Origin of the sequence: Stenotrophomonas rhizophila, assembly GCF_003651185.1 — a bacterium.
GTDB lineage: Bacteria > Pseudomonadota > Gammaproteobacteria > Xanthomonadales > Xanthomonadaceae > Stenotrophomonas > Stenotrophomonas maltophilia_Z.
Window position 1 is genome coordinate 74,562 of record NZ_RCDC01000006.1, and the last position, 22,203, is coordinate 96,764.

Here is a 22,203-nt window from a genome sequence, read left to right on the forward strand (position 1 = left end):
CAGGTCGTAAGTGATCGTTATCCATTGGTGATCCGAGATATGCTGGGATAATTCCTCCACAGCTTGCGCCAGAGGCGCAGGCTGTGGACATATCCAAAAATCCCCTCTGTCTTCAGACTCAGCTCCCTCTCTTTGCTGCACTGTTTACTCCCGCTGCTTAAGTTCTGGCAGCGCTTGGACGAGCTGGCTGAGGGGTAGTTTCTCAAGAGCCAGCCAGCACTCCTCCTTCTTTGCCCACTCGCTGATCATTTTTCCCTTCGCCGAGGAATGTAGTGCCGCATTCACCTCCTTGGCCCATATCCGGATCTGATCCTTGAAGGCATCAGAGAGGCCTTGTTGCTCCCAGACCCTCATCAGATCAATATCCAAACCGTGCTGCCGCGACAGCAGTGCGACCAAGTAGATGGCAACGTTGCCTTGAAACGCAGGAAGTAGCGGACGTACCAGCGACTGAACCTGCTTGAATATGATGACTTTGGCAATCATCTGCTTGAACCCGGTTGCATCCGGGACCACGGACTCTCCATGCTCTTCCCGTTCTTTCACATCGTCCATGAAGCGGGCGAAGTTCTTCTGACCGCCGAGGCTAGCTTGGTCTGGTCGCCCATCCCAAGAGTTCAGGAACTTGGCGAGGTCTGTCTTGACCAAGCGCCGGGCCGGGGGAATGACTGCGGTCTTGAGGGCCCGGTACTTGGCGGGCGTACTGCCTTCGCGTGCCAGCTTGGTGTTGTAGCTACCTGACGCACGTTCATAGAACCAGCGGCCGACACCATCTGGGAGGTAGACGGTATCCGACAGCTTCTCGAGTTCAACGTGGAATGGCGAGTTTGCAGACAAATCGGACTGCTTGACAGTGTTCTGGCTGTTCGCGAACCGCGAGATGTCGCTGATAAGCGCTTCTTCCGCAGCCGAGTTTTCAGTCTTAAGAATTACGACCTTCGCCGGAACCTGAACCTTTGACAAGTCTGTGTCCGCAAACTTCTTCTTCGTGAAGTAGATGGATGCAGTGGTCTGACCACCGTTGACGATCTGCATGCCCTTCAGCCACGCAATGCCAGGGCCACCATCGCTGGTCTTTCCAAGGCTCACTTCGTCGGCGACCACCACAATGCCATTGTTGTAGGCGACAAACTTCTCTGGCTCTGAGCGTAGCGTGGCCTGGATGCCTTTGTTGACCTTTCCAGTGGCGCTCAGGAATGAGCGCACATTTGCCTCAAGAAGACGGGCGCCGTACTTGTCATACAGGTGGCGAAGCACGTCGGCCGGGAATACCGTCATCGCGTAGTCATAGCTGTCCTCCTCGCCCCGGATATAGACGCACGGGAGCGGGGTGCCTGCTACTTCTGCAAAATTGACTACCAGCTCGTCCCTCGGCTTTCCCTCTGACAGGTGGCGGTTGAGCCTCTCGATGTCCATCACCTCAAGTCGTACGGTCCGGCCTCCGACCTCCTGCGACTTGAAGTTCTTGGTCTTTACCTGGCCATCCGTCAGCACGTAGATCCGGATTTCCTCGAAGTCCCGATAGCCACGCTCAATATGCACCGCGAGTTCGTACGCATCGTTCGATGGATCGAGCGTCTTCGTCATTTTTCCCTGGGCAGATTGGGAAAGAAATCGGAAGCAGTACTCCGCTGCTTGCTTTGCTTCAGAGTCCGGAACCGCCTGGACCATGTCCGAATCCTTGTAGGACGTCACGAACAGGTCAAGGCGTTCCCCGTCCTCAGAGATGGAGTATCCGCTTAGCCTGATGTTTCCCACATGGACGCGTGTATCGACGTGGCAGACCTGTGGCTCGTACGTCATGCCCACTTCTTCCATGTGGCGCATCGTAATCTCGGCGAAAACCAGCTCCGGATAGGGATAGGCGGCCCCCGAAACGGACATGCGATCCTCTATTTCATCCTGTACTTCCGCGCGAATCTGCGAAAGGAAATCGGTCAATTCCATTGATTCTTCACTCCAAGACTAGTCGAAATTTCAGCGTAAGTGGACGCCGCAATCGGAAATGCATCCAGATCGAGCGAGTAACGTGCCTCATGGATTGCTGCGGGCACGCTGGAACGAGTGAGGCGAGGCGAGTCAGCGCATACGATTCGATATGTGAGCTCACTGGACCGGAAGCGCCTTGTGTACTCGGCTCGAGTTATGTCCATGTAGCCAGCCGAGACGAGCCGACTGTTCAGCAAGGCAGATGCGCCAGGATCGTGGATTCGTCCAGCCACTTGGTCAATCAGGTCGGGAAGGGTTGATCCCTCACTCAGTTGAGCCAGACGAACCGCCGCAACAAAGAGGGGCTGGTGCAGGCTGTCATCCAACTGATCAAGGTTGGAAATTATTGCGATAAATCCTGCCGGTGCCAAGGTTGTCTTCACTTCGATTGCGCCATCACCAAGCAGGAAGTCGTGCAGCCCGTCGTCAGGCCCAGCCCAGCTGTCGAGAGCGTCGAACTCTGAAACTCCATCGTCCAGAAGGTTCTGAAGAACCAAGAGTTCTCCAAAGAGCCCAATCTCTTCCTCCGTGGAAAGAACGCCATCGCTGTCGCGCTTCATGAAGGCTTGCCAGGCACGGATCCTGGAGATCATTGCACTATGAATTCGCAGACCATCCTGAACTGACGTGCTCTCCATAAGGTTCACAAGATCTACCGCCACTTTCGTAAAAAGCTCAAGCGATCCCGATTCCTGTCGAACCAAGGCAAACCACGAGTGGCCCGCAGGGTAGCCCTGAAGCTCAGTGCTGATGAGGCTGAACCCCTGGCCGCGCGGGAGTTGAAATGGCTGGGATGGCACGTTTCCCCTGATGCCGACCAAGACGCTCTCTTCATTCCGCGCGCCACGACGGCCTGCCATCACGCAGCAGTTGCCGATACTGAAAAGCTCGATAACCTTCCAGCCATCCCCTGTGGCAATGCCGCTCAGGGCGCGCCACGCGGTGACCAGCTCTGTGTCACTGCCGGAGCGGAGCATTCATATCCTCCCAGCCTACATTGTTGATGACGTACTCGGGGATGTCGGAATACTCGCTCTCCCAACCGACGTTGTTCACCTTGTAGGGAACCTTGATATCGGAGCTGCTTCCAGGGAAGCTCACGGCAAACGCCAACACGGGTGGGGCGCCTGCAAGGTTCTTCGGGCGCTCCCAATCCTCCCCAATCTTGGCACCCGCACGAGCTGGATCGAGAACATACAGAATCAGGAGGCCCTTCTCTGGTTCCGCCGTTACGGTTGAAGTTCCCTTGCCTCGAACTCGGCGCAGTGCCACGCCACTGGGGGTGTCCGGAGGCGAAGCACTTTTCTTCTCCTCCTTCTTCTCCCAAGTGGACACGGTGAGCGCCAGTGCGGCGTCCCATTGATCCTGGCTTACGTCAATTGACTCGTCGGTTGGATCAAGGAGGACGCCAATCGAGTATCGGCTCCCCTCCATCGAATCCGCTTTTCTGCGCGCCATGCCAACACTGATCCCTGGAGCAAGCTCATAGGGCTCACCCGATTGAGTCCCCAAAACAACCACTGTCCACTCCGTGAGCTCATTTGTTCCCGCCATCTTGCGGATGAACTGAGCAAGCACGTTGCTGTTCACCCGGTGGGCGGCTGACAGCGTGCTGTAGCTGTCAAGGAAGTCGGCTATGGTTGTGAAGTCGACACCTCGCCAGAGATGCCCCTGCCACTCCTTGGAGCCCCCTTGGTATGCCGCCTTTATGGGGTTGCTCTCGTCAGGTTTCCCCATTTGCACAGCAAGTCGATTACCTGCATCCAGGTTTCGATTCAGAGTCGGTTGATCAGTCGGGAAGCTGACTGTCTGAACAAGCTCACCACTGTACGAAAGGTGCAGTGTCTTCGCGCTCCGCATCTTGATCTGCGACGTAACCATCATCTCGGGATGCGACTGGACCTTCAGGCCAAACTCCCTCGGCGTGGCCCCAGAGTTGGCCATGAGATCGAACTCTTCTCTCAGCTCTGCTGATGCATCAGATATGTGCTTGAACCAGCGGATGAGGTCCGGGGATGTATAGAGACGGCAGAGATCAAGGTAGCCCGGACGGTATCCGAACCACCGCCCCATCTGCATCAGCGTGTCGTACATCTTTGATGCGCGCAGGAAGTAGCTGGTGCAGAGGCCCTCCAACGTAAGGCCGCGCGCAAGCTTGTCGCCACCGATGGCGATGACTTTGAGGCCTCGGTCCTTGTTCTGCTCGTAATCCAAGGCATCCTTGGCAGTTCCGTTGATCATTCGAACTTCGATGTCATCGAGTACTCCCGGTAGCGCAGACGCGACGTCTTGCCAAGTAGCATCTGCGCTGGGAAGGTCACCCAACCCAAGCTCACGAACCGCGGCAGAAGCAGGAAGGAAGTCACGGTTCCACAGGTCCTGCAGGCTGGATAGGGCGTCGGCGTGTTCAATCCCGCGCCCAATCGCTTGTCGGGCATGCTTGACGTAATCGTCAATGTCAGCCTTTACCACCTTCTGGACGTTGTTGAATCGTGTGACGTGAACGAGCATCGAGCTATGCTTCTTTCCTTGGCCACGGAGCTTCCTGACAGTGCATGCCAGGATAAAGGAGTCGACTGCCTCTCTTAGGCTTGGTGGCAGCGCGTGTTCATTGCTCCACACCGGAACATGGTCGATCTTGTGGCCCGCAGGCATCCATCCCGTTGTTTTGTCGTCTGATTGATAGTCACCCACAGGTTGGGTCAGTGGAAGCTGTCCCTTGCGACCCTCCGGGGACGCGCGCCCAAACATCGTCGTAGGGCCGACGTAATTGTCCGGTGCCGCCAGATTCTGGATGAACGCGGAGGGGAAGAGATCAGGGCCTTCGTTCCGTGTCTCACCGCGCTCATGAATGAAGATGTTTGCGAAAGGAGTGGCGGTGTAGCCCACGTACGCTGAGCGCGAGAATGAATTCAATATGCGCCGGATCAGTTTGTTGATCGTTGTTGGGTCATGTTCTTCATCGGCCTTCCCTTCTTCGTCGACTACCATTTCACCTGTGTCAACCGAGGCATTGTCAGCTTCGTCATCAATGATGAGCAATGGGAACTTGGTAGCTCTTCTGGCCACGATGGGGAGTTCTTTCGTGTTCGCGGAGGCCGGCTCCGCGCCTGGAACAGGAGCGTCGGCGACGTGCGACTGAATCCACTTGAGAAGCCTGACAAGTATCGACTTGTTCTTCTTGACGACAAAAAGCCAAGGCCGCTGTTCGGGACTGATCGAAAATTGTTTTCCAGCTAGCCCACCAAAATCACCGTTATCAGCTCGTGTTGTAGCGCAATTGGGCTTGATGGACATGTCGCTATCGATCAAGCCGACGCCCACGCGCTTGAGTGCATCATGCGTAGAGTTGGTCTCATACCCCAGGAAGCCTTCCTCAAGACGTATCTGGGTCTGGGATCGCAGGTTGTTATGAAGACCGGCGAGGACGATGATTATCTTGTATTGCGCGTCCGCCGCCTTGCATACGAGGCCGGTATAGCTCGCTGTCTTGCCCGACTGCACGTGCCCGACAACCAGCCCCCGGCGACTCCACTGCCCAGAACGCAGAGGATCCTCAAGCATCCCCAGAATCTTGTCGGTTGATTTGTCCAGTTTGTCAGCGATGTCCCAAGACAAGTCCTTCTCGATCATCTCCCGGTACCGCTGCCAGTAACGCCAGTCCTCTTTCCTAGAGGAGTCGAGCCAGGGTTCATGACCGCGATCGTCGGAGAGACTGACGTCATCACCGATCCACACACTGAATCGACGGATAAGCTCGTCTGTAACAGCGTCACGATCAAGGTCGGCTGCCCACTTTCGATTCATCATCAGCACCAGGCTAATCTTCTCGTCAATCAATGCGGGAGTGATCGGTCCTGAATCTTTCTCGCCAGCCAAAAGCTCCTGGACAATCTTGATAACGCTGCTTTCGCTTGAGTCACTCATGGGTCTCTCTTCAGTCCTTGGAGATGTTGTCCGGCAAATTCTTGACCAGATCTGAGTGGAGATCGAAGGGTTCGGTTCTTAGAAGTTGTCGTTTTGCCATGCTTGGCGACATTCCCTTCTTCTCCACCAGGCTCCGGTAGATCACATTGAGAACCTCTCGAACTGAATCGTCGGGCTCCCCTGTGAATCCCCCCTTTGCATGCTCTCCGCTTTCCGCAGCTTCAAGCCATATTCTCTGCACGGGGATGGTTTCTTCGAGGACGCGCAGCATCGCTTCAACCTTGGTGCCGTACGCGGAGTCATCCAGAAGCTCTTTCACCGCCGCATGTGTACGGTCGACACGGTAGCGCCGCCCTGTGGCCGTCTCTCTCGACTGCCAAACGGGTACGACCTCGTCGCGGCGGCCCAGCGATGAATTCGAATGCGCGCGATGCAGGAAAACCTTGCGCGCTCTATCTCGGGCGTCTTCGGCTAGTCGATAGAGCTGATCCCGCAGTGCAGCGGGAGGATGGGCGGATGATTTGCGGATGTCGATCTTCCATTGCGCATCAAGATCGTTGGGCAGGTCCAGCCGGATGCGTGCGAGCCTGTGGGCCTCGTCCTTGGACCAGGAGCGTCCACGCCCAAGGCCGAGCCAGCTGCCTGCAACCAGGAGTCTCCGTCCCCGATAGATGTAGAAGCCTTGCTGGCTTGACCAGCCCTCGATTCCGCCCGCTTCAGCGTAGGCCTTGTCGTTGAGGCGGTCCTTGTGTGGAAGTACGAAAGCCTGGCTGGTGATTCTCAGGCTACCTTCGCCAACGCTCGATTCGGGTGACCTCCAGGTCGCCGGATTCGACGATAGGAATGGGTCCCATGGCCTGACAGGTTTCCCGTTGAGCCGCAGCTTAATGCCGGGGCCGCTGCCGTCAAGGTAGCGGTGGAAGATCATTGCGAGGTGGAGCTCCACGTCATCAATGAGGTCTAGGAAATGCCTGGCCGAGAAGCCTTCAGTGATAATCCGATCAAGCTGTTCCCACAGGACCACTGTTCCTGATGGCTGAGCATTGTGCTGGACCAGGCGTGCCTCGGAGGATGAGTCGGGCCCATCAAGAAGGTGCCATTCGCCGTTCGGATCGGAAGCCAGGACATCCAGATCCCAGCGCAGGCAGCTCGATTGACCATCCTTGATGCTCAGAACAGTCAGCCTTCTGGCCTGTGAGAACGATGCTGTCTTCAATCCCAAGCCAAAGCGACCCAAGTCCGAGGCCCCCCGTACGTCCAAGGGGTTGCGGTCGCCGAGGCGCATAGCGCTGAAGAGCTCATCATCGTTCATGCCTCTGCCGTCATCTGCAATGGAAATCCAGCTGTCGACGCCCGACCAATTGAACCCGATTTCCACTTGGCCGGAGCCAGCGGAAATGCTGTTATCCACCAGGTCTGCCAGTGCCGTGGCCGTCGTGTAGCCCAGTCCGCGCAGGGCCTCAACCATGGCGTCAGCCCTGGGGGGAGCATTTCTTCCTTGTGGCCTTCCCTTACTGCTCTGCTGCATCGTCAGCCTCCGGCTTTCCATTGACCAACTCCCTGAGACGTCGCGCCGGATGGCGCATCAGTCTCAGCGCCTTGGCCTCAATCTGACGTATCCGCTCTCGAGTCACGCCAAAGATCTGGCCGACTTCCTCCAACGTCTTGTCGTTGCCGTCGATCAACCCAAACCGATGTCGGATGACTTCGGCTTCCTTTGAGCCGAGTGCGCTGAGGCACTCATCGATTGCTCGCTTACGCAGGTAGACATCCGTGACTTCCTCCGGCGACTGGAAGGTGTCTGGCGTGGCGAGGACCAGATCCGCTATCTCGTGCTGCTGATCCCAAGAGACCGCGTCGTGCGCCACATTCATTAACTTTGCTACATCCCCGACTGAGAGATCGCAGTTCTTGGCGATGTCCTCGGCGCGCATGTCATCGAAAGACTCCTCACGGAGGATTCTGACTGCCTTTGAAACCTTGTTGATCTTTTCCATGACGTGTATGGGCAACCTTATGACACGTGCCGTGTCACCGATGGCCCGTCCAACGGACTGTTTCAACCACCACATAGCGTAGGTAGAGAACTTGTTGCCCCTCGCGTAATCGAATCTGTCGATGGCCTTGAGCAGGCCGATCAGGGACTCCTGAATGCGATCCATACGTGACAGGGTGCTCCACGCGTGGCTGTCTGCCACGTGCACCGCGAGTCGAACGTTGGCATGGAACATCTCGAGCTCAAGGCGTGATAGACGCTGCACTGCTCTACGCAGTAGTGCGCTTGTGCACCCAGCCGCGTCGAACTCCTTGTCAAATCGCTTAACGGTTGATGAGCTCAGCTCCAACGCAGATACTGCGGCCAAGGCATTCCTCGCCAGGCCTTGGTTGTCTGGACTTTCCTGGAAGGCAAAACATACGCAGCGTGCCCTGTCCAGCATGTCGCTCAGGTTCAGTCCAGTGACGGGCCGGGCCAGGGGGACATCATCATCGGCGTCATCCGAGGCATCGAGAAGATCACTGGCGCGCTCATCGTCCTCGCTGCTGATGTGGCTGATCTGGCCGACGGAGACGCGTCCCCGCTCAAAGTCTGTCGCTAGGCCTGCTATCGACGCGACAGCGTGGGGGCTTTCAGCGATGGCTCGATACGCGTCCTTGAGGGACAAGTCCAGCAGAAGCCCAATACGCTCTTCGCCCATACGGTCCAGCAGAACAGACGACTGGGCAATCTTTGCGAAGTGGAAGTAGGGATCGTTCGTTGTGGACGAGAGATCCTGCATGTACTGCTCCAATTCACCGATATCGCTATCCGATGTTGGTTCGCTATCCTGTTGTAGATGCAGAGGAAGCAGCCACCCATCATCCTCTTCTGGTACGGCGTCAATCTGGCCCATGAGGATGGTGAGCTGGCGAAGTAAATCGCCGTTCTCATCGCCTTTAATCTCACGAGAGATGACCTCGAGGTCCTGAGAACTGAAGTTGCCCTCCACTTGGCCGCGGTGGACTACCGCTTCGAAGAGTGCATGGGTTGAACTGTGATTTAGCTCCCGGATCAGTGAGATTTCGGCGTGACTTGGGAGTTGCTTCGCCAGATCATTCCAGTCCTCATCGTTATCGACAATCACGTGCTTGGAAATAACTTCCTGCACGACCTGTATTGTCGATCGAAGCGTGGGATCCTCCATTGGCACTTCGGTTGCGACTTCTTCCTCCCAGGCCGCAAAGAACTCGGGCTCGAATTCGTGACCTTCGGGAGAGGAGCTCGGTGTGGAATCAGTCGCTGGCATTTGAGCAGAGTTGTCGGCTACACCGACGCGCTCATTGCTCCGGGCCCCGTCCAGCGTGGCTGCTGAATCGACGTTCTTCTGGAGTGCCAGCCGCTCAATCTCGAGAGAGTGCTCCAAAATCAGGCGGCAGAGATCCACGTGCCCTTTGGAAGCGGCAAGCATGTGCAGTGTCCGCCCTTGCTGGTCACGTGCCTCCACGTCACCCCCAAGTTGTAGGTAGCGCAACACATGCTCCGCATCGCCGCGAAGCGCGGCGAGTCGAAGGAGTGGCTTCAGCGATGAATGCCGCTCTTCCCCGGCGCTGGCTTCACTGCCAGCCCGGGTACCTGTAGAGCCCAGGGACTCCATTTCCCCTTGATTCATTGGTTCCCCCTGTTGAACCCTTCGCCTAGCTGAGTATCGACCACACGACTCTGGCGATCTGTCTGGCAATCAAAGGCGGAACTGCATTTCCGACCTGTACAAATTGTTGAGTCCTGTTGCCGAGGAAAACATAGTCGTCGGGGAACGACTGCAACCGAGCGGCCTCTCTGACGGTGAGACTTCGGCATTGGCGAGGATCCCAATGGATGAACGCGTGACCATCTCTTGAAAGGTGGCTAGTAACCGTGTTTGACGGCTTGGCCTTGAGCTGAACGCGGAAGCGATCCGAGAACGAACCACTTTCCCAGTTCAAGTGATCAGGCGCGAGCTTCTTTGGGAAGTCACGGCTGGTCGGTGATCTGTCGTGCTCCCGGGCAAAGGTCGCGCAAAAAAGGTAGCGTCCGAGGTCGGTTTTCATGTGGCCCCGAGTCTCATGGTTTAGCACGGATTTCTGAGAGTCGCTCCTGAGTTGCTTAACGTAAGGATTGCTGTCCTGGGTGTACTTGATCGAGCCGCGCGGAAGCCCGCCGGAAGGCAAAATTGAGCTGAGCTTGGCGATCAGCTCTGGATGGGAGTTACCCAGAATCCGGACCAAGCGATCCCTTTCCGATTCCATGGCCTTTCGCCATTCGTCGGGATCGTCCTGTTTGCGGCTCAGTCCGCTTCTTAGCCTGGGAAGCCCCGCGAGGGCCTTCTTGACACTGACTGGCTCTGCGGCATTGAGGCCGGGCAAGTCCTCGATTCCGCAGGGAAGAAGGTCTTCCCGGACGCCCATGATGATGACCCGGTGTCTCGCCTGAGGAATTCCGTGGTTCTCACATTTGATGATAAATGCAGAGGGATCTTGTGCGACAAGTTCGCTGGTCCGCTTCTGATTCTCCTCAACGTGGATAGGAAGAAGCACATAGCGATACCCGTTCTTTCCCTCCTTCTTTTCCCTTTTCAGGGCTGCAGCAGGGTCGGAGAGATCGCGCATGATTGCAGCGAACATCTCCTTGTTGCCAACTTTGGAAGTCAGGATTCCCTTGACGTTCTCCATAATGAAGACAGCGGGGGAGAACTCGTCAAGAAGACCCAGGTACTGCTTGTAGAGGAAATGCTTCTTGTCCCCTTTTGAGGAGAATCCCTCCACATGCCGCTGGCGAGCCCGGCCCACGACGGAATAAGCCTGGCACGGGGGGCCTCCGATGAGGATCATCTTTTCGTACTGATCCTTGACCTCGTTGATCCGTGAATAGAGGGCCTGATTGTCCCGTTCTTCTCCAAGGGTTAGGTTGAGCGCCTCCCGCTCGGCCTCAGCCCACAGGTCGCTCCATCGACCGTTTCCGAAATGTGCTGCCGGAGGAAGGGCCTCGCCCTTCGCAATTTCATCCAGATAGTCGTAGTACTCTCTCGGGACCTGGCCTTCCTGCCGGATGAGTAGGCGATAGAAGGCCCTGAGACGGAGAGTAGAGTGCGCAGACTTCTCCATTTCAGCGGATACCGCGAGTTCGAAGGGGTACTTGGCACCTTCTTCGGGGTTGAAGCTGCTGAACCCTTCGCCGAGGCCACCGGGGCCGGCAAAGATGTCAATTACACCGATGGGCTTACGTACTGCGGTCAAGACGGAGTCTCTGCTAGATGGTTGATGTGATGAGCCCGGCTGTTCGATCAGCGCTGATGTCGAGAATCAGGGCCAGGAACACTAAGCCGGAGGTCACTGTCCGAAGGCAACTTTGGGCGCGTGGGTTCCGCTTTCGACTTCATGCGAAGGGCCTCGCAGGAAAGCCTGACCTTGTGCTTCCAAAATGGAAGGCCGCGGTGTTCGTACACGGATGCTTCTGGCATCGCCATGAGGGTTGCCCTCTCTTCAGACTGCCGGAGACACGAGCAGACTTCTGGGATGCAAAACTCTCCGCCAATCGACAGCGCGACCTGGCGGTAGTCAGGTCGCTTCTGGGCATGAGCTGGCGCGTGGCAGTTGTATGGGAGTGCGCTATCCGACTCGACTCCAGTGCCGCGAGTGATTGCCTTTCGGAATGGATATCCAGTGACCGAAAGGGAATAGAGATCCGGACCAGCGACGGCACAGTAATCTGTGGAGACTTGGATGGTGGTCAGTCGTGAAAAATCCATCTGTCTACGATCATTCCCTTGGTCATTTTCGCGTTCAAAAAGGGCGTCGCTCCTGATCCAGGATGTCGGCCCCAATCTGTCTGCGGCAGGGTTCTGTGCTCCACTCTAAATGCCTGAGCCGCGCCCCCCGACGCCTGACGGGATCATACCAGGGTAGAAGCCCCTGTCGCTGATTCTTTAGTCGCGCCGGGTGCCCGTAGGAGCAATTGCCGAATGCCTGAGCCGCAGGAGTCAGCGGCTGAGCCGCTTGGCGTCGACACACTCATGCCGCCGAACTTGCTGCGCCACAGATAGTACGAAGCCTCGCTGAAGCCGTGCTGGCGGCACAGGACTTGATGGCCATGCGCGCCTCAACTTCGCGCACGAAGCCGATGATCTGTTCCTGGGAAAGGCTTTCTTCATGTCCAATCTCCCTGTCATTGAGGATTGGACTCCAAATTGTTCCGCTACTCAAACTCGGGCGCGTCGGCCCTTGCAATCATCGTGGCCGGTAGCACTAGCAGCGGCAGCAGTGCTTACCGGTTCCCTCTTCACTGGCATCAGCGTAATAGCAGTAGTCAGCGTCGGCGATCCTGCCTTCTTCCCGAAGCACAAGCGCTCTTCCGTTGACACCACCTTCAAGCTGCATGGCAGCCGCGGCCCCGTCCTGGCGACTACATGGCCTGTGGCTGCACCCGCCCTCCCGCCCTGATACCATTCCCCCGCAAACCCAGCCAGCCCACCCAGCGCAGACAGATGCGGGGCCGGCCGTCACATGTACGGCCCAGCGAGCCAGGACACCCTCCCGTGCCCCTTCAAGGAAGCTCGCATGCTCCGCAATTCCGTAATCCGCTCGGCCGCTCTGGCCGTCGCCATCTCCCTGACCCTTGGCGCGCCGTCCGCGTTCGCCGCTGACCAGACGACCGCATCCGCCAGCACCGCCGCCGTCCAGCGCAAAGCCGTCGCCCAGGGCCTTTATGAGCTGGCCTTCAGCCCCAAGCAGAACGCCGTGTTCGTCGCCTCCTCGGGCGGCTTCGGTGACGCCGCCGGTCCGTCCCAGGTCCTGCGCCTGAATCCGGAAACGTTGGCCGTCGAAACCGCCATCCCGCTGGAGCGCAAGGCGTTCGGTGTGGTGCTGGACGATGCCAACAACCGCCTGTACGTCGGCAACACGGTCGATACCTCGGTCACCGTGGTCGACACTGCCACCAATAAATCGGTCGGCATCGTGCAGCTGATGGAAAAGAAGGTCGGCAAGGATGGCAAGGCGGCCTACACCCACGATCTGCGCGAGCTGGTCGTTGATGGCGCCAACAGCCGCCTGTACGTCACCGGTCACTCGGGTGAGGGCAGCGTCTTGTTCGTGGTGGATACGCAGTCGCTGAAGGTCATCAACACCATTCCGGGCCTGGGCAACGCCAAGGCACCGGGTCTGGCGCTGGATGCCAAGGCCAAGCGCGTGTACACCTCCAACCTGCTGGCCGAGGTCGTCACCGTCGGCACCGACAGCGGTAAGGTCGAGCAGCGCTTCAAGGTCAGTGCCGAGCAACCGATGAACATCGCGCTTGATCCGGCCGGCAAGCGCCTGTTCGTGACCGACCAGGGCTCGGAGATGATCCGCAAGTATCAGGCCAGCAGCTCGGGCTTCGAATCGAAGCATCCGGGTCAGCGCGTGCTGGTGCTGGACCGTACCACCGGCAAGGAGCTGGCCAGCATCCCGACCGACGCCGGCCCGCTGGGCATCCTGCTGGATGCGCCGCGCAAGCGTCTCTACGTCACCAATCGCGATGGTGGCACTGTCACCGCATACAACAGCGACACCTACAAGCAGGTGGCCACGTACGCGGTGCCGACCCACCCGAACAGCCTGGCGCTGGATGCCAAGAAGAACGTGCTGTACGTGACCGTCAAGAACGGTGACAGCGAGCCGAAGGGCAGCGAAGAGTCTGTTGCGCGGATTGCGCTGTAAGGCTCACCTGGCTGAAGCCGTCCGGTAGCCTCATGGCACCGGACGGCGGCGTCTTCACAGATCGTCGTAATGTCCGCACACTGGAGGAAACGTCACAGACGAAAGGTCGTGCGGCCATGGAGATTGAACGGCTGGTCAATCGCTCCGAGCTCCTCATGCAGAACCTGAGCGAGCTGCTGGCGCATCCTCTTTACGATGACAGTACACGCCTTGGTGTCTCTGCTCAGGCAACGTGTCTGAGTCTGGAGCATGCTGCCGCTGTGAGAGTGCTCGTCTGCAGTGGCATGACGCTCAGTGCGCCAGCGATGCTGCGATGTCAGTTTGAAGCGCTGGCAAGAGGCATTTGGTCTCTCTACTGTGCAAGCGAAGCGCAACTGGAATCGTTGAATAAGCCGTTGGATAACGAGTCGGCTGATGCCAGTCGTTCGTTGCCAGCCGTCGGGGCCATGCTGGATCAGCTGGGCAAAGTTCCGGTGGCCAATGAAGCCGTCAGGTGCCTTTCGGAATTCAAACTGCACTCGTGGAAGGCACTGAATTCCTACGTCCATTCGGGCCTTCATCCACTTCGCCGTCAAGCCGATGGCTATCCCTCGGAGTTGGCAATTGCAACGGTGAGGCAAAGCAACGGCCTCGCAATGCTTGCGGCCATGCAGATAGCCATTCTTACCGGCGTGCCGGGGCTGCAGAAGACGGTGGTCGCATTGAATTGTCGTTTTGGTAGCTGCCTGCCCATTGTCGCCGAAGAAACCATGAGCACTCGCATCAGTTAACTCGCATGTCGTAATTGACCTAAGTACAGATAAACTCCATCGCCGAGATGGCGCCGGACAGTGCGTCCCGGCGCGGCTCGAGTGACATAATTTCAACGCGTCTTGAGAAGCGTGACGCTGTGCGTTTCCTCAGCAAAGTGTGTGCGAATATACTTAATCGCACGCCCTGCCGTGTCCCAGAATCAGCCTGATGGCAACTGGCAGAATGCAACGGAATCAAGGGCATTCATCCTGGCGAGTACGGCACCAACGGTAGCCAGAGGCCAACCTCCGAGATGCAGCTGAACTGAGGAAACTGAAACGTTAGTGACGGCGCTCTGCAGCGTCCTGTTGATCGCACACCCACTGCCCCAGTCCATACAGAGCAAAGCCGTATACAACTACCGCACCAATGATCTTGAACATGGTCGTCCTTTAAGAGTGTCTAAGAAAAGGGGCATCCCTGCCCAGCGCTACTCCATCCACAGCCATTCTTCTCTTCCGTGCGACAAGCCATGTCGCACCGATGCAAGTGAAGCGGACATCTGGTATTCACTCTAAAGATCACAAGAGACCTGCCGATTACACGTGGTACGGCGTGCTGCGACACCAACTGTCGCGATGCACGATGAAGATGGAACTCCCGCAACATGCCACGCTCCATGGAGGACTCGGCAAATGGAACAGGACGAGAGCGATCAGGCCGCAGCGCCCGTGAGCAAGGAATCACTCAACGCCGCCGTGGCGGCTTCGACGATCGAAGTGGTGCAGCGTTATGGCAACGCCGGCGCCGAGTACATCAAGGGCTATACCGGCAAGGACGCGCTCACCGGCCAGAAGTTTGCACTGGGGCTGAAGACCATCGCCGGGTACAAAGTGCCGGCCGAACATGCCGCCAAGGTTCTGGCTAGCCAGGCTGGGTATGCTGCCGAAGTGGCGGCTACCAGCCGCGACAATGCTGAAGCGATCATCAACGGCTCACCCGTGCGTACTGTACGTAGCGACGACCACCCCAGTTACAAGCGCAATCACAATGTGGTGGATCGCTTGCAAGTGCTTGATGGCCAGGTAGTCATGGGCAGCGAGGGTCAGATGAAGTTCGTTGCAGGCAAGAACTGCGATGCGCTGTTGAACAAGATTGCAAAGCCGGACGGCGATTTCGCGCGCTACCGAGGCATTAAGCTGGAGCTGCCCTCTGAGCAGATGGCCTCAGCCGAGGCAACTTGCCGCACGGAAGCCGCCAAGCTGCGCACGAATGCGGAGGCCGTTGATGCGCTGGGCAAGCCTGACGTGGCGGCCCGCCTGCGCGAACATGCCGACAACTACGATCAGCTGGCCGCGAACCTGAAAGATTCCGGCCTGACCAGCGAAGACGCGCTTTTCTACCGCACGCACCCGCGCATCGCCACGCTGCGGGATATGGCACACACCAGCCATCGGGCCGGTGTTGAGGGCGCCAAGGGAGGTGCCGTGATCGGTGCTGCCATCAGCTTGGCCACCAGTGCCTTTCTGGTGGCCACAGAGCGCCAGCAGATGAGCGCAGCCATGACGAATGTGGCCATGGACACCGTCAAGGCGGGCGCGATGGGCTATGCCTCCGCCTCCGCTGGCTCAACGCTGACCTCGGTGATGCAGCAGTCTGGTCATCAAGGACTGCAAACGCTCTCGCGCACCGCTGCGCCGGCGATGGTGGTCAACGTCTGCATCACCATGGGCGTGAGCATCAAGCGCTACGCCAACGGCGAGATCGATGGCTTGGAGTTCATGGAGGAGATTGGTGAGAAGGGGAGCGGCATGTTGGCCGCCGGGATGATGGCAGCCCTCGGGCAGATTGCCATTCCGATTCCTCTGGTTGGGGCTGCCATTGGCGGCATGATTGGCTGCACGTTGTCATCGATGTTCTATCGCGAATCGATGTTGGCGGGGCGGAATGCGACGCTGGCCAAGGAGGCTCTAGACCTGGCGATTGAACTGCATGAGGCAGCGCGCGAGGAGGTACAGCGGCAACGCACTGCACTCGCAGACTTCATGGCCGCCGAACTTCCGGCGATGCAGCGTGCAACCGCCGAGTTGGTATCAGCGTTGGACGCTACAGAAGCCGCCCTGGAGGCAGATGCATTCGCTGTTGCGATCAACAGCTACGCCACGCTGCTAGGCGCGAGGTTGGAGTTCAGCTGCGTGGGCGAGTTCGAATGCTTCATGGCCAGTGACCGCCCACTTAGGCTCTGACCGCACCCGAATCCTCTTTCGGGCGGTCAATATACACGCGCCTTGGCCGCCATTACATTTCCTGCGCGTTATCCAGAAATTCCGGAGAGACGATGTTCCTGTATTTGCTGCCCGACGCCGAGCAGGCGACCTTCCTCAAGGTTGCTCGTCTGATGAGCGTCAGTGACAACCCGATGCTGTGGGATGGCAAGGCCCACGATGAACTGACTGGCGACACAGATCTGAGCAACGTCTCGCTGGCCGAGTCCGAGCACGAGCGTGCGATCTTCGACAGTTTTGCGCGTGAGTGCGGCAAGGTGTACCGCTCGGACGGCGTTACCAAAGAGCTGCTGTCGCGCCTGAAGCTGCTGCCACTGGTGCGACAGGCTGAACCGGCTGAGCGCGCGCGGGTGGCATGTGAAGTCCTTGGCACACTGGTTGATCAAGCGCTGGCCGACTCCGTTCAGCCTTCGGTGCCGAAGGTGATGTTGTACGAACTGATGCTACTCGCCCTCGCCGATGGCGAAGTCTCCCTTGTGGAGGAGGCGCAGCTGCGATGGCTCGCAGATAAGTTCGGTATCGACGAATACACCTATGCCGATCTGTTGGAGCGCGCGAAGAGCATCAGCGCCGAAGCAAGCCGAACCATTGCCATCATCCTTGAGTAACCGGAGCAGAACATGATTCCTATTGTTGTGGGCGCGGCCATGGCCGCCAGCGCGATCTACGGGTTGTACAAGGGCGGCAAGGCCGTGTCTGACCACAAGGATGCGAACGTTGCAAATGCCGATGCTGGTCAGCTGATCAGCCGCGGCACCAGCCTGCTGGACGACCAGCGCAAGAAAACCAATGCTGTGCTGGAGGACTACGGTGCGCGCAAGCTTCGCTCCTTCAATGGTCCTATAAAAGACTTCGTCGAAGCGTTCGGTCAGCTGAAGAATGTGGAGAGTCTGAGGTCGCCGGAGCTGGAACGGCTGGTGGATGGTGATTTCTCCGTTGTTTCCCTGGAGGGCCTGCGCCGTGACTATCAGTTGCTGATGGAATCCGGGCTGGGCGTTGGCGCCGGGCTGGGCAGTGGCGCAGCCCTGGCATTTGGCGCCTACAACGGCACTTTCCTGCTGGCCAGCGCGAGTACGGGAACCGCAATTTCCACATTGAGCGGCGCAGCGGCAACCAACGCAACGTTGGCGTGGCTGGGAGGCGGCGCACTATCGGCGGGCGGCTTTGGCATGGCCGGCGGTACCATGGTGCTCGGCGGCTTGGTGGCGGGCCCGGCATTGGCCGTGTTTGGCTTTGTGGTGGGTGCCAAGGCGGAAGCGACCCTGGCCAATGCCAAACGCAACAAGCAGGTGGCACGCACGCACTACGACGAAGCCGTGCTGGCTGCAGAGCGCCTCTCAGCGGTCCAGGTGGTGACCACGCTTGCGAACAAGACCTTCTCCAAGCTCGGCGTACCTTTGCGCCGCGGCGTTGCAGACATCCGTGCCGCCATCGGTGAGTATGGCCCGGACTTCAGCAACTATCCCGAGCAGACCCGCGAGAAGATCTTCCGCGCCGTCAAGACCGCTCAGTTGATCAAGCTGATGGTCGATACGCCGATCCTGGATAAGGACGGCGCGCTGGTGCTTTCCACCGAGAAGACGGTGCGTGATGTGGATGGTGTGATCGTCCAGTTGCAGCAGCAGGCTTCGCCGACGGCAGCCTGACAGATGGCATCCGGGCGCATCGGCATGTGCTGAGCGCCTGGTTCCCGCTCACATTCTCATTACTCGTACTGCCGTTCCGCCATGCGGCACGGCTGGGCCAAAGGTTGCACGAATGAAGGATCGTTCCAGCGACACGTTGATGCGCCAGTGGGAGATGCTGCGGCTGATCCCGCGTGCGCCCAGGCGCATAACAGTTAAACAGATCCGTCACGCGCTGGTTGAACTGGGCTTTACGACCAGCAGTCGCACAATTGAGCGGGATCTGCAGAACCTCTCATCGCGCTTTCAGCTGGTAGTGGACGAGGCGGAGAAGCCGTTCGGCTGGAGCTGGGCCAAGAACGCGAACTTTGCCTTTACGCCACGATTGTCCACCACGCAGAGCGTCGCTCTGTTGCTCTCGCAAGCTCACCTTCGCAGTTTGCTTCCAGCTACGGCAATGAACGAGTTGATGCCCGTGTTCGACATGGCGCGTGGCGAGGTTGCCGCCACCGGCTGGAGCGAGTGGCACCGCCGGACCGCCATTCTCCCAACGGGTATGCCGCTAAAAGCGCCGGAAGTGGCAATGAACGTACAGGTGGATGTTCACCGGGCGCTCCTGTTGCAGCGGCGTCTGATGGGTTGGTACCGCAGCAAGGGGACTGATGAGCCAAAGGAAATGGTAATGCACCCACTGGGCTTGATAGTAAGGGGCCCGGCGCAGTATCTCGTGTGCACGCTGCGCGACTATCCAGATGTGCGACACCTTGCGCTGCATCGGCTTTCCCGCACGCAGGTGCTGGACGAGGATGCCAAGCCGCCTGTGGATTTTGAGTTCCAGCGCTATGCGTCCACTGTGGCGACATCGTTCAAGGGTCGCGGACAGGTGTCGCTGGTTGTTCGCTTTCATGCGACGGCCGCCGAGCACCTGCGCGACACGCCCTTGTCGGATGACCAGGTAATTGAAGTTCTAGAGCGCGACCAGGTTCGGTTGACAGCGACGGTAGAGGATGACCAATCGTTGCGCTGGTGGCTGATGGGTTTTGGCCGCCATGTGCAGGTAGAGGCGCCAGTGCACCTGCGCGAGGAAATTGCTGAGGAGCTGCGGCTGGCGCTGGAAGGTTATGGCAGTGCCTGACCAACCAGGGGCTGCCCTGAAGCCTCTTGTTGGTTTCGGCCACTCCGATCTCCCAGTCGATCTACCCGTCTCTTCGAAAGAGCGTTATCCATTGGGGTTCGCACCGAAAGCCATTGATGTGGAGCTTCTGATCTGGGAGCAGAATGTCCACCCGTCGATTCGTGTATTTCTGATTCCGGCGTCGCCACGGATCGGCCACACCGCCCCTTCACCTCTCACTGGGCCCGCGAATGGAAACCGACTCGACCCCTGATTCCTCGTCGCCTTGGTACCGGAGGTGGCGGACGGATTCCACGCTGTACATCACGGGCGCCGCGCTCATGCTTATCGGCTTTTTTGGCCCGATGATGCAATGGGGGAAATGGGGGAAATGGGGGCAGGTGGTGGTGTTTGCTGGCGTCGTCTTCATGGGCGCCGGCCTGCTGGTCCGTCTCGTACCGGCCTTTCGTCGGGCCTGGAAGAGCGTGGTTGTCCGCCGACTAGTGTTCCTTGGGCATATCGGCGTGCTCGTCCTTGCCGCGATGTACGCCCGTAACCTGATGACCAGCGCCACTGGCTTACCGGGTCAGGACTTCACGCTCGGGACCAGTGCATTGTCTCTCCTGCTGTATCCATTCGCGTGGCTTTGGGTGTTTGTTGTGGTGGCTGGCTTGGGCGTTATGATCTGGCAAGTGGTTGTCTTCGCCAGAATGATCCTGCACAGCGTGCTCAAAGTGGTGCCCTCGGCGATTGTCCGTCGGTGGGCACAGCATGCTGCCAAAGGCATGCACCGCAACTTTGCGCACCTGCTCGGCGGTTTCGGGATACTGCTGGGGTTGGCGTTGCCGCACGACCACCTGCGGGTGTATCAGCCAGCGGTCGAGGGCTTGGCGAGGTGGGCGGCGTTCTATGGCGACTATCAGGCGGTGACCCGCTATCCAGGCATCGCCCCAGGCACGCGCGTGCTGCTGCATGCCAATGGCGTGTACTCCACCGCGACAGTGCAACCAGACCGCAGCATCAGGATCGATGTCGGCATGTGGAAGGCACCGCCTGCAGTACGGGCAGAATGACGCAGGCGTCAGACGTCAATGCGCATCCCGCTTCCGCCGCACGTAATACCCCCGCCCCTCCCCAAACACCACACTCAACGCATCCACCTTCCCGAACGCATCCCGATGGAACTCGATCTCCAGCCCATCGATATCCGGCGACACAAACCGATTCGGTGATACCGGCAACACGCGACCATCGCGTTTCGTCCCCACCACACCCACTCGCACCTCCCCATCAGCCACCTTCACCTGCAGCGCGGGCACATCGAAGATGTCGGCCAACGCGCGGCGATGCGCCATCGGCACGTTCTTGTCCTGTTCGAAGACCCCGGCGTAGTCCGCGTAGCGCGGCTCGCGCAGGTCCAGCGCAACCGTACGCACGGCAGAATTCACCCCACGCCCGATTGCATCGGACAGCGCATTGCGGATTTCCGTCGCCAGCGCAGCGCCGTTCTCCCCGTTGGTAAGAATGACGAAGCCATCGCCCGTCTCCAGATATCCCTCGATCCACGCCCGGTAACTGTCGTTGGAGCCACCATGGTGGAAGATCCGGGTCTGCCCGGCACCGTCCAGGCGCGGGCCAAGGCCGTGCCAGCTTGGCGACACCTCGGTCATCATCTCGGTCGCGATGGGCCGCGGCAGGAACTCGCCCTGGCCGCGGTAGCTGGCTGTGAGGGCGGCGACGAACGCGGCCAGGTCGTTGGCGTTGGTCCACAGGCCGGAGGCGCCCTGTTCGGGGAAGGACTGCCAGCCGCGCGGCAGGGCGGTGGGCTTGCCGTCGCCGTCATGCGCTTTGGCAATGTTGTCGGTGGTGGTGGGCGGATCGGTGAAACGACTGCGCTGCATATGCAGTGGCTCGAAGACCTGCCTGCGTGCGAGCGTGTCCAGCGGCTGGCCGGTCACGTCTTCGAGCACGAGCTGTTCCACCATCACGCCGCCACCAGAGTAGTCGCCCCGTTCGCCGGGCGTATGGATCAGACGTACCGGTTTGTTCTTGGCCGGGGCGACGCCGTCCAATGTCTGCAGCAGTGTGGGCAACGGTTCGCCGGGCAGGTAGTCGGCGAAGCCGTGCACGCCCAGCCCTGACGTGTGCGACATCAACATGCGCAGCGTCAGATGCGGTGCTGGGAGGGTTACGGTGGGGGGTACTTTCCAGCTGCGCAGGTAGGTAGCGATGTCCTGGTCCAGTGCGAGGGTGCCATCGGCGGCCAAGCGCAGTGAGGTGGCGGCGGTGACCACCTTGCTGACCGAGCCGACCGAAAACAACGTGTCGGCATTCACGGCAGCCTGCCTGCCCACCTCGCGCGTCCCGTAGCCGGCGCTGTGCACGAGCTTGCCATCTCGTAGGACAGCGATGGCCACACCGGGCACATGGTGCTGGGCCATGCGTTCCTGCAGCGACCAGTGCGGCAGCCCGGTATCGGCCGGCACCACGGTGGGGCGCAGGCCGGAGGCGAGCGCCGTGCGGATCGTCGCGTCTTCGCGGTCCGCCGCCGCTGCAGGGCCGGCAAGCAGCAGTAGCATCGCGGCACACAGTGACGCGCGCAGCAGGCCGTTCTGAGCGCGGTTGAATCGCAATGGGGTTGGTGCCTGCGGAGTGGATGCGTAAGCCATGCGATACCTCATGAGGGGGCGATGCGCGAAAGACAGGCGTGCGCGTGCACGCCGAAGAGAGGGCGAAACGGTGCAGCGAAAGAGGGAACTGCGTGGCGGGCGATGGCGACGAAGGCCATCGCACCGATCAGCGTCAACCTTGGGCAATGCGT

General features: G+C 59.1%; 15 protein-coding genes and 1 pseudogene. 8 read left to right on the forward strand and 8 right to left on the reverse strand.

What is annotated here, in order from left to right; genetic code table 11:
- Window positions 1-144 precede the first annotated feature (144 nt).
- Genes BCL79_RS14540 through BCL79_RS14565 form a run of 6 tightly spaced genes read right to left on the reverse strand, consistent with a single transcriptional unit; the run spans window position 145 to window position 11,166 of the window.
- A complete protein-coding gene (locus BCL79_RS14540) occupies window positions 145-1,947 on the reverse strand; it encodes an AIPR family protein (protein ID WP_121042333.1) in 1,803 nt (600 codons plus the stop codon).
- A complete protein-coding gene (locus BCL79_RS14545) occupies window positions 1,938-2,966 on the reverse strand; it encodes a PD-(D/E)XK motif protein (RefSeq protein WP_121042335.1) in 1,029 nt (342 codons plus the stop codon). The genes BCL79_RS14540 and BCL79_RS14545 overlap by 10 nt, the downstream gene beginning before the upstream one ends.
- The gene (locus BCL79_RS14550; protein ID WP_121042337.1) at window positions 2,947-5,916 is read right to left on the reverse strand and encodes a Z1 domain-containing protein; all 2,970 of its coding nucleotides are present in this window, start codon (window positions 5,914-5,916) and stop codon (window positions 2,947-2,949) included. The genes BCL79_RS14545 and BCL79_RS14550 overlap by 20 nt, the downstream gene beginning before the upstream one ends.
- A gap of 10 nt (window positions 5,917-5,926) precedes the next feature.
- Window positions 5,927-7,384: an ATP-binding protein gene (locus BCL79_RS14555; protein ID WP_259462185.1), complete on the reverse strand. Its 1,458-nt coding sequence runs from the start codon at window positions 7,382-7,384 to the stop codon at window positions 5,927-5,929.
- 43 nt (window positions 7,385-7,427) lie between these two features.
- Window positions 7,428-9,548 (reverse strand): sigma-70 family RNA polymerase sigma factor, encoded by a 2,121-nt coding sequence (locus BCL79_RS14560; RefSeq protein ID WP_183073793.1) that lies wholly within the window; start codon window positions 9,546-9,548, stop codon window positions 7,428-7,430.
- A 40-nt stretch (window positions 9,549-9,588) separates the two neighbouring features.
- Entirely contained in the window at window positions 9,589-11,166 is a 1,578-nt protein-coding gene (locus BCL79_RS14565) for a DNA cytosine methyltransferase (RefSeq protein WP_121042343.1), read from the reverse strand.
- A 29-nt stretch (window positions 11,167-11,195) separates the two neighbouring features.
- Between BCL79_RS14565 and BCL79_RS14570 the strand changes: the two genes are divergently transcribed.
- Window positions 11,196-11,669, forward strand: coding sequence for a very short patch repair endonuclease (locus tag BCL79_RS14570; protein WP_259462195.1), 474 nt, complete (start codon window positions 11,196-11,198; stop codon window positions 11,667-11,669).
- A 249-nt stretch (window positions 11,670-11,918) separates the two neighbouring features.
- Here BCL79_RS14570 and BCL79_RS20595 read toward each other — a convergent pair.
- Window positions 11,919-12,021 (reverse strand): annotated as a pseudogene (locus tag BCL79_RS20595) (transposase); the annotation flags it as partial.
- A 465-nt stretch (window positions 12,022-12,486) separates the two neighbouring features.
- Between BCL79_RS20595 and BCL79_RS14580 the strand changes: the two are divergent.
- The 7 genes from BCL79_RS14580 to BCL79_RS14610 all read left to right on the forward strand — a co-directional run bounded on the left by BCL79_RS14580 (window position 12,487) and on the right by BCL79_RS14610 (window position 20,455).
- Window positions 12,487-13,626: a YncE family protein gene (locus BCL79_RS14580; RefSeq protein WP_121042347.1), complete on the forward strand. Its 1,140-nt coding sequence runs from the start codon at window positions 12,487-12,489 to the stop codon at window positions 13,624-13,626.
- 32 nt (window positions 13,627-13,658) lie between these two features.
- Window positions 13,659-14,396, forward strand: a complete 738-nt coding sequence (locus BCL79_RS14585; RefSeq protein ID WP_147433910.1) for a DUF6988 family protein — start codon at window positions 13,659-13,661, stop codon at window positions 14,394-14,396.
- A 657-nt stretch (window positions 14,397-15,053) separates the two neighbouring features.
- Window positions 15,054-16,604, forward strand: coding sequence for a hypothetical protein (locus BCL79_RS14590; RefSeq protein WP_121042351.1), 1,551 nt, complete (start codon window positions 15,054-15,056; stop codon window positions 16,602-16,604).
- Between the two features lie 92 nt (window positions 16,605-16,696).
- The gene (locus BCL79_RS14595) at window positions 16,697-17,251 is read left to right on the forward strand and encodes a hypothetical protein (RefSeq protein WP_121042353.1); all 555 of its coding nucleotides are present in this window, start codon (window positions 16,697-16,699) and stop codon (window positions 17,249-17,251) included.
- 39 nt (window positions 17,252-17,290) lie between these two features.
- Window positions 17,291-18,289, forward strand: a complete 999-nt coding sequence (locus tag BCL79_RS14600; RefSeq protein WP_220668927.1) for a hypothetical protein — start codon at window positions 17,291-17,293, stop codon at window positions 18,287-18,289.
- Between the two features lie 112 nt (window positions 18,290-18,401).
- A complete protein-coding gene (locus BCL79_RS14605; RefSeq protein ID WP_121042357.1) occupies window positions 18,402-19,403 on the forward strand; it encodes a helix-turn-helix transcriptional regulator in 1,002 nt (333 codons plus the stop codon).
- 320 nt (window positions 19,404-19,723) lie between these two features.
- Window positions 19,724-20,455 (forward strand): hypothetical protein, encoded by a 732-nt coding sequence (locus BCL79_RS14610; protein ID WP_147433911.1) that lies wholly within the window; start codon window positions 19,724-19,726, stop codon window positions 20,453-20,455.
- A 15-nt stretch (window positions 20,456-20,470) separates the two neighbouring features.
- Here the strand turns inward: BCL79_RS14610 and BCL79_RS14615 are convergent, their stop codons facing one another.
- A complete protein-coding gene (locus BCL79_RS14615; protein ID WP_147433912.1) occupies window positions 20,471-22,198 on the reverse strand; it encodes a serine hydrolase domain-containing protein in 1,728 nt (575 codons plus the stop codon).
- Between the last annotated feature and the right edge of the window lie 5 nt (window positions 22,199-22,203).

What these genes read in the sequence shown, in the direction of transcription:
- BCL79_RS14585 (WP_147433910.1), top strand. Translation starts at nt 13,659, where the DNA reads ATGGCACCGGACGGCGGCGTCTTCACAGATCGTCGTAATGTCCGCACA.
- BCL79_RS14545 (WP_121042335.1), bottom strand. Translation starts at nt 2,966, where the DNA reads ATGCTCCGCTCCGGCAGTGACACAGAGCTGGTCACCGCGTGGCGCGCC.
- BCL79_RS14570 (WP_259462195.1), top strand. Translation starts at nt 11,196, where the DNA reads ATGAGCCCGGCTGTTCGATCAGCGCTGATGTCGAGAATCAGGGCCAGG.
- BCL79_RS14590 (WP_121042351.1), top strand. Translation starts at nt 15,054, where the DNA reads ATGGAACAGGACGAGAGCGATCAGGCCGCAGCGCCCGTGAGCAAGGAA.
- BCL79_RS14600 (WP_220668927.1), top strand. Translation starts at nt 17,291, where the DNA reads ATGGCCGCCAGCGCGATCTACGGGTTGTACAAGGGCGGCAAGGCCGTG.
- BCL79_RS14580 (WP_121042347.1), top strand. Translation starts at nt 12,487, where the DNA reads ATGCTCCGCAATTCCGTAATCCGCTCGGCCGCTCTGGCCGTCGCCATC.
- BCL79_RS14610 (WP_147433911.1), top strand. Translation starts at nt 19,724, where the DNA reads ATGCTTATCGGCTTTTTTGGCCCGATGATGCAATGGGGGAAATGGGGG.
- BCL79_RS14550 (WP_121042337.1), bottom strand. Translation starts at nt 5,916, where the DNA reads ATGAGTGACTCAAGCGAAAGCAGCGTTATCAAGATTGTCCAGGAGCTT.
- BCL79_RS14540 (WP_121042333.1), bottom strand. Translation starts at nt 1,947, where the DNA reads ATGGAATTGACCGATTTCCTTTCGCAGATTCGCGCGGAAGTACAGGAT.
- BCL79_RS14555 (WP_259462185.1), bottom strand. Translation starts at nt 7,384, where the DNA reads ATGGTTGAGGCCCTGCGCGGACTGGGCTACACGACGGCCACGGCACTG.
- BCL79_RS14595 (WP_121042353.1), top strand. Translation starts at nt 16,697, where the DNA reads ATGTTCCTGTATTTGCTGCCCGACGCCGAGCAGGCGACCTTCCTCAAG.
- BCL79_RS14560 (WP_183073793.1), bottom strand. Translation starts at nt 9,548, where the DNA reads ATGGAGTCCCTGGGCTCTACAGGTACCCGGGCTGGCAGTGAAGCCAGC.
- BCL79_RS14605 (WP_121042357.1), top strand. Translation starts at nt 18,402, where the DNA reads ATGAAGGATCGTTCCAGCGACACGTTGATGCGCCAGTGGGAGATGCTG.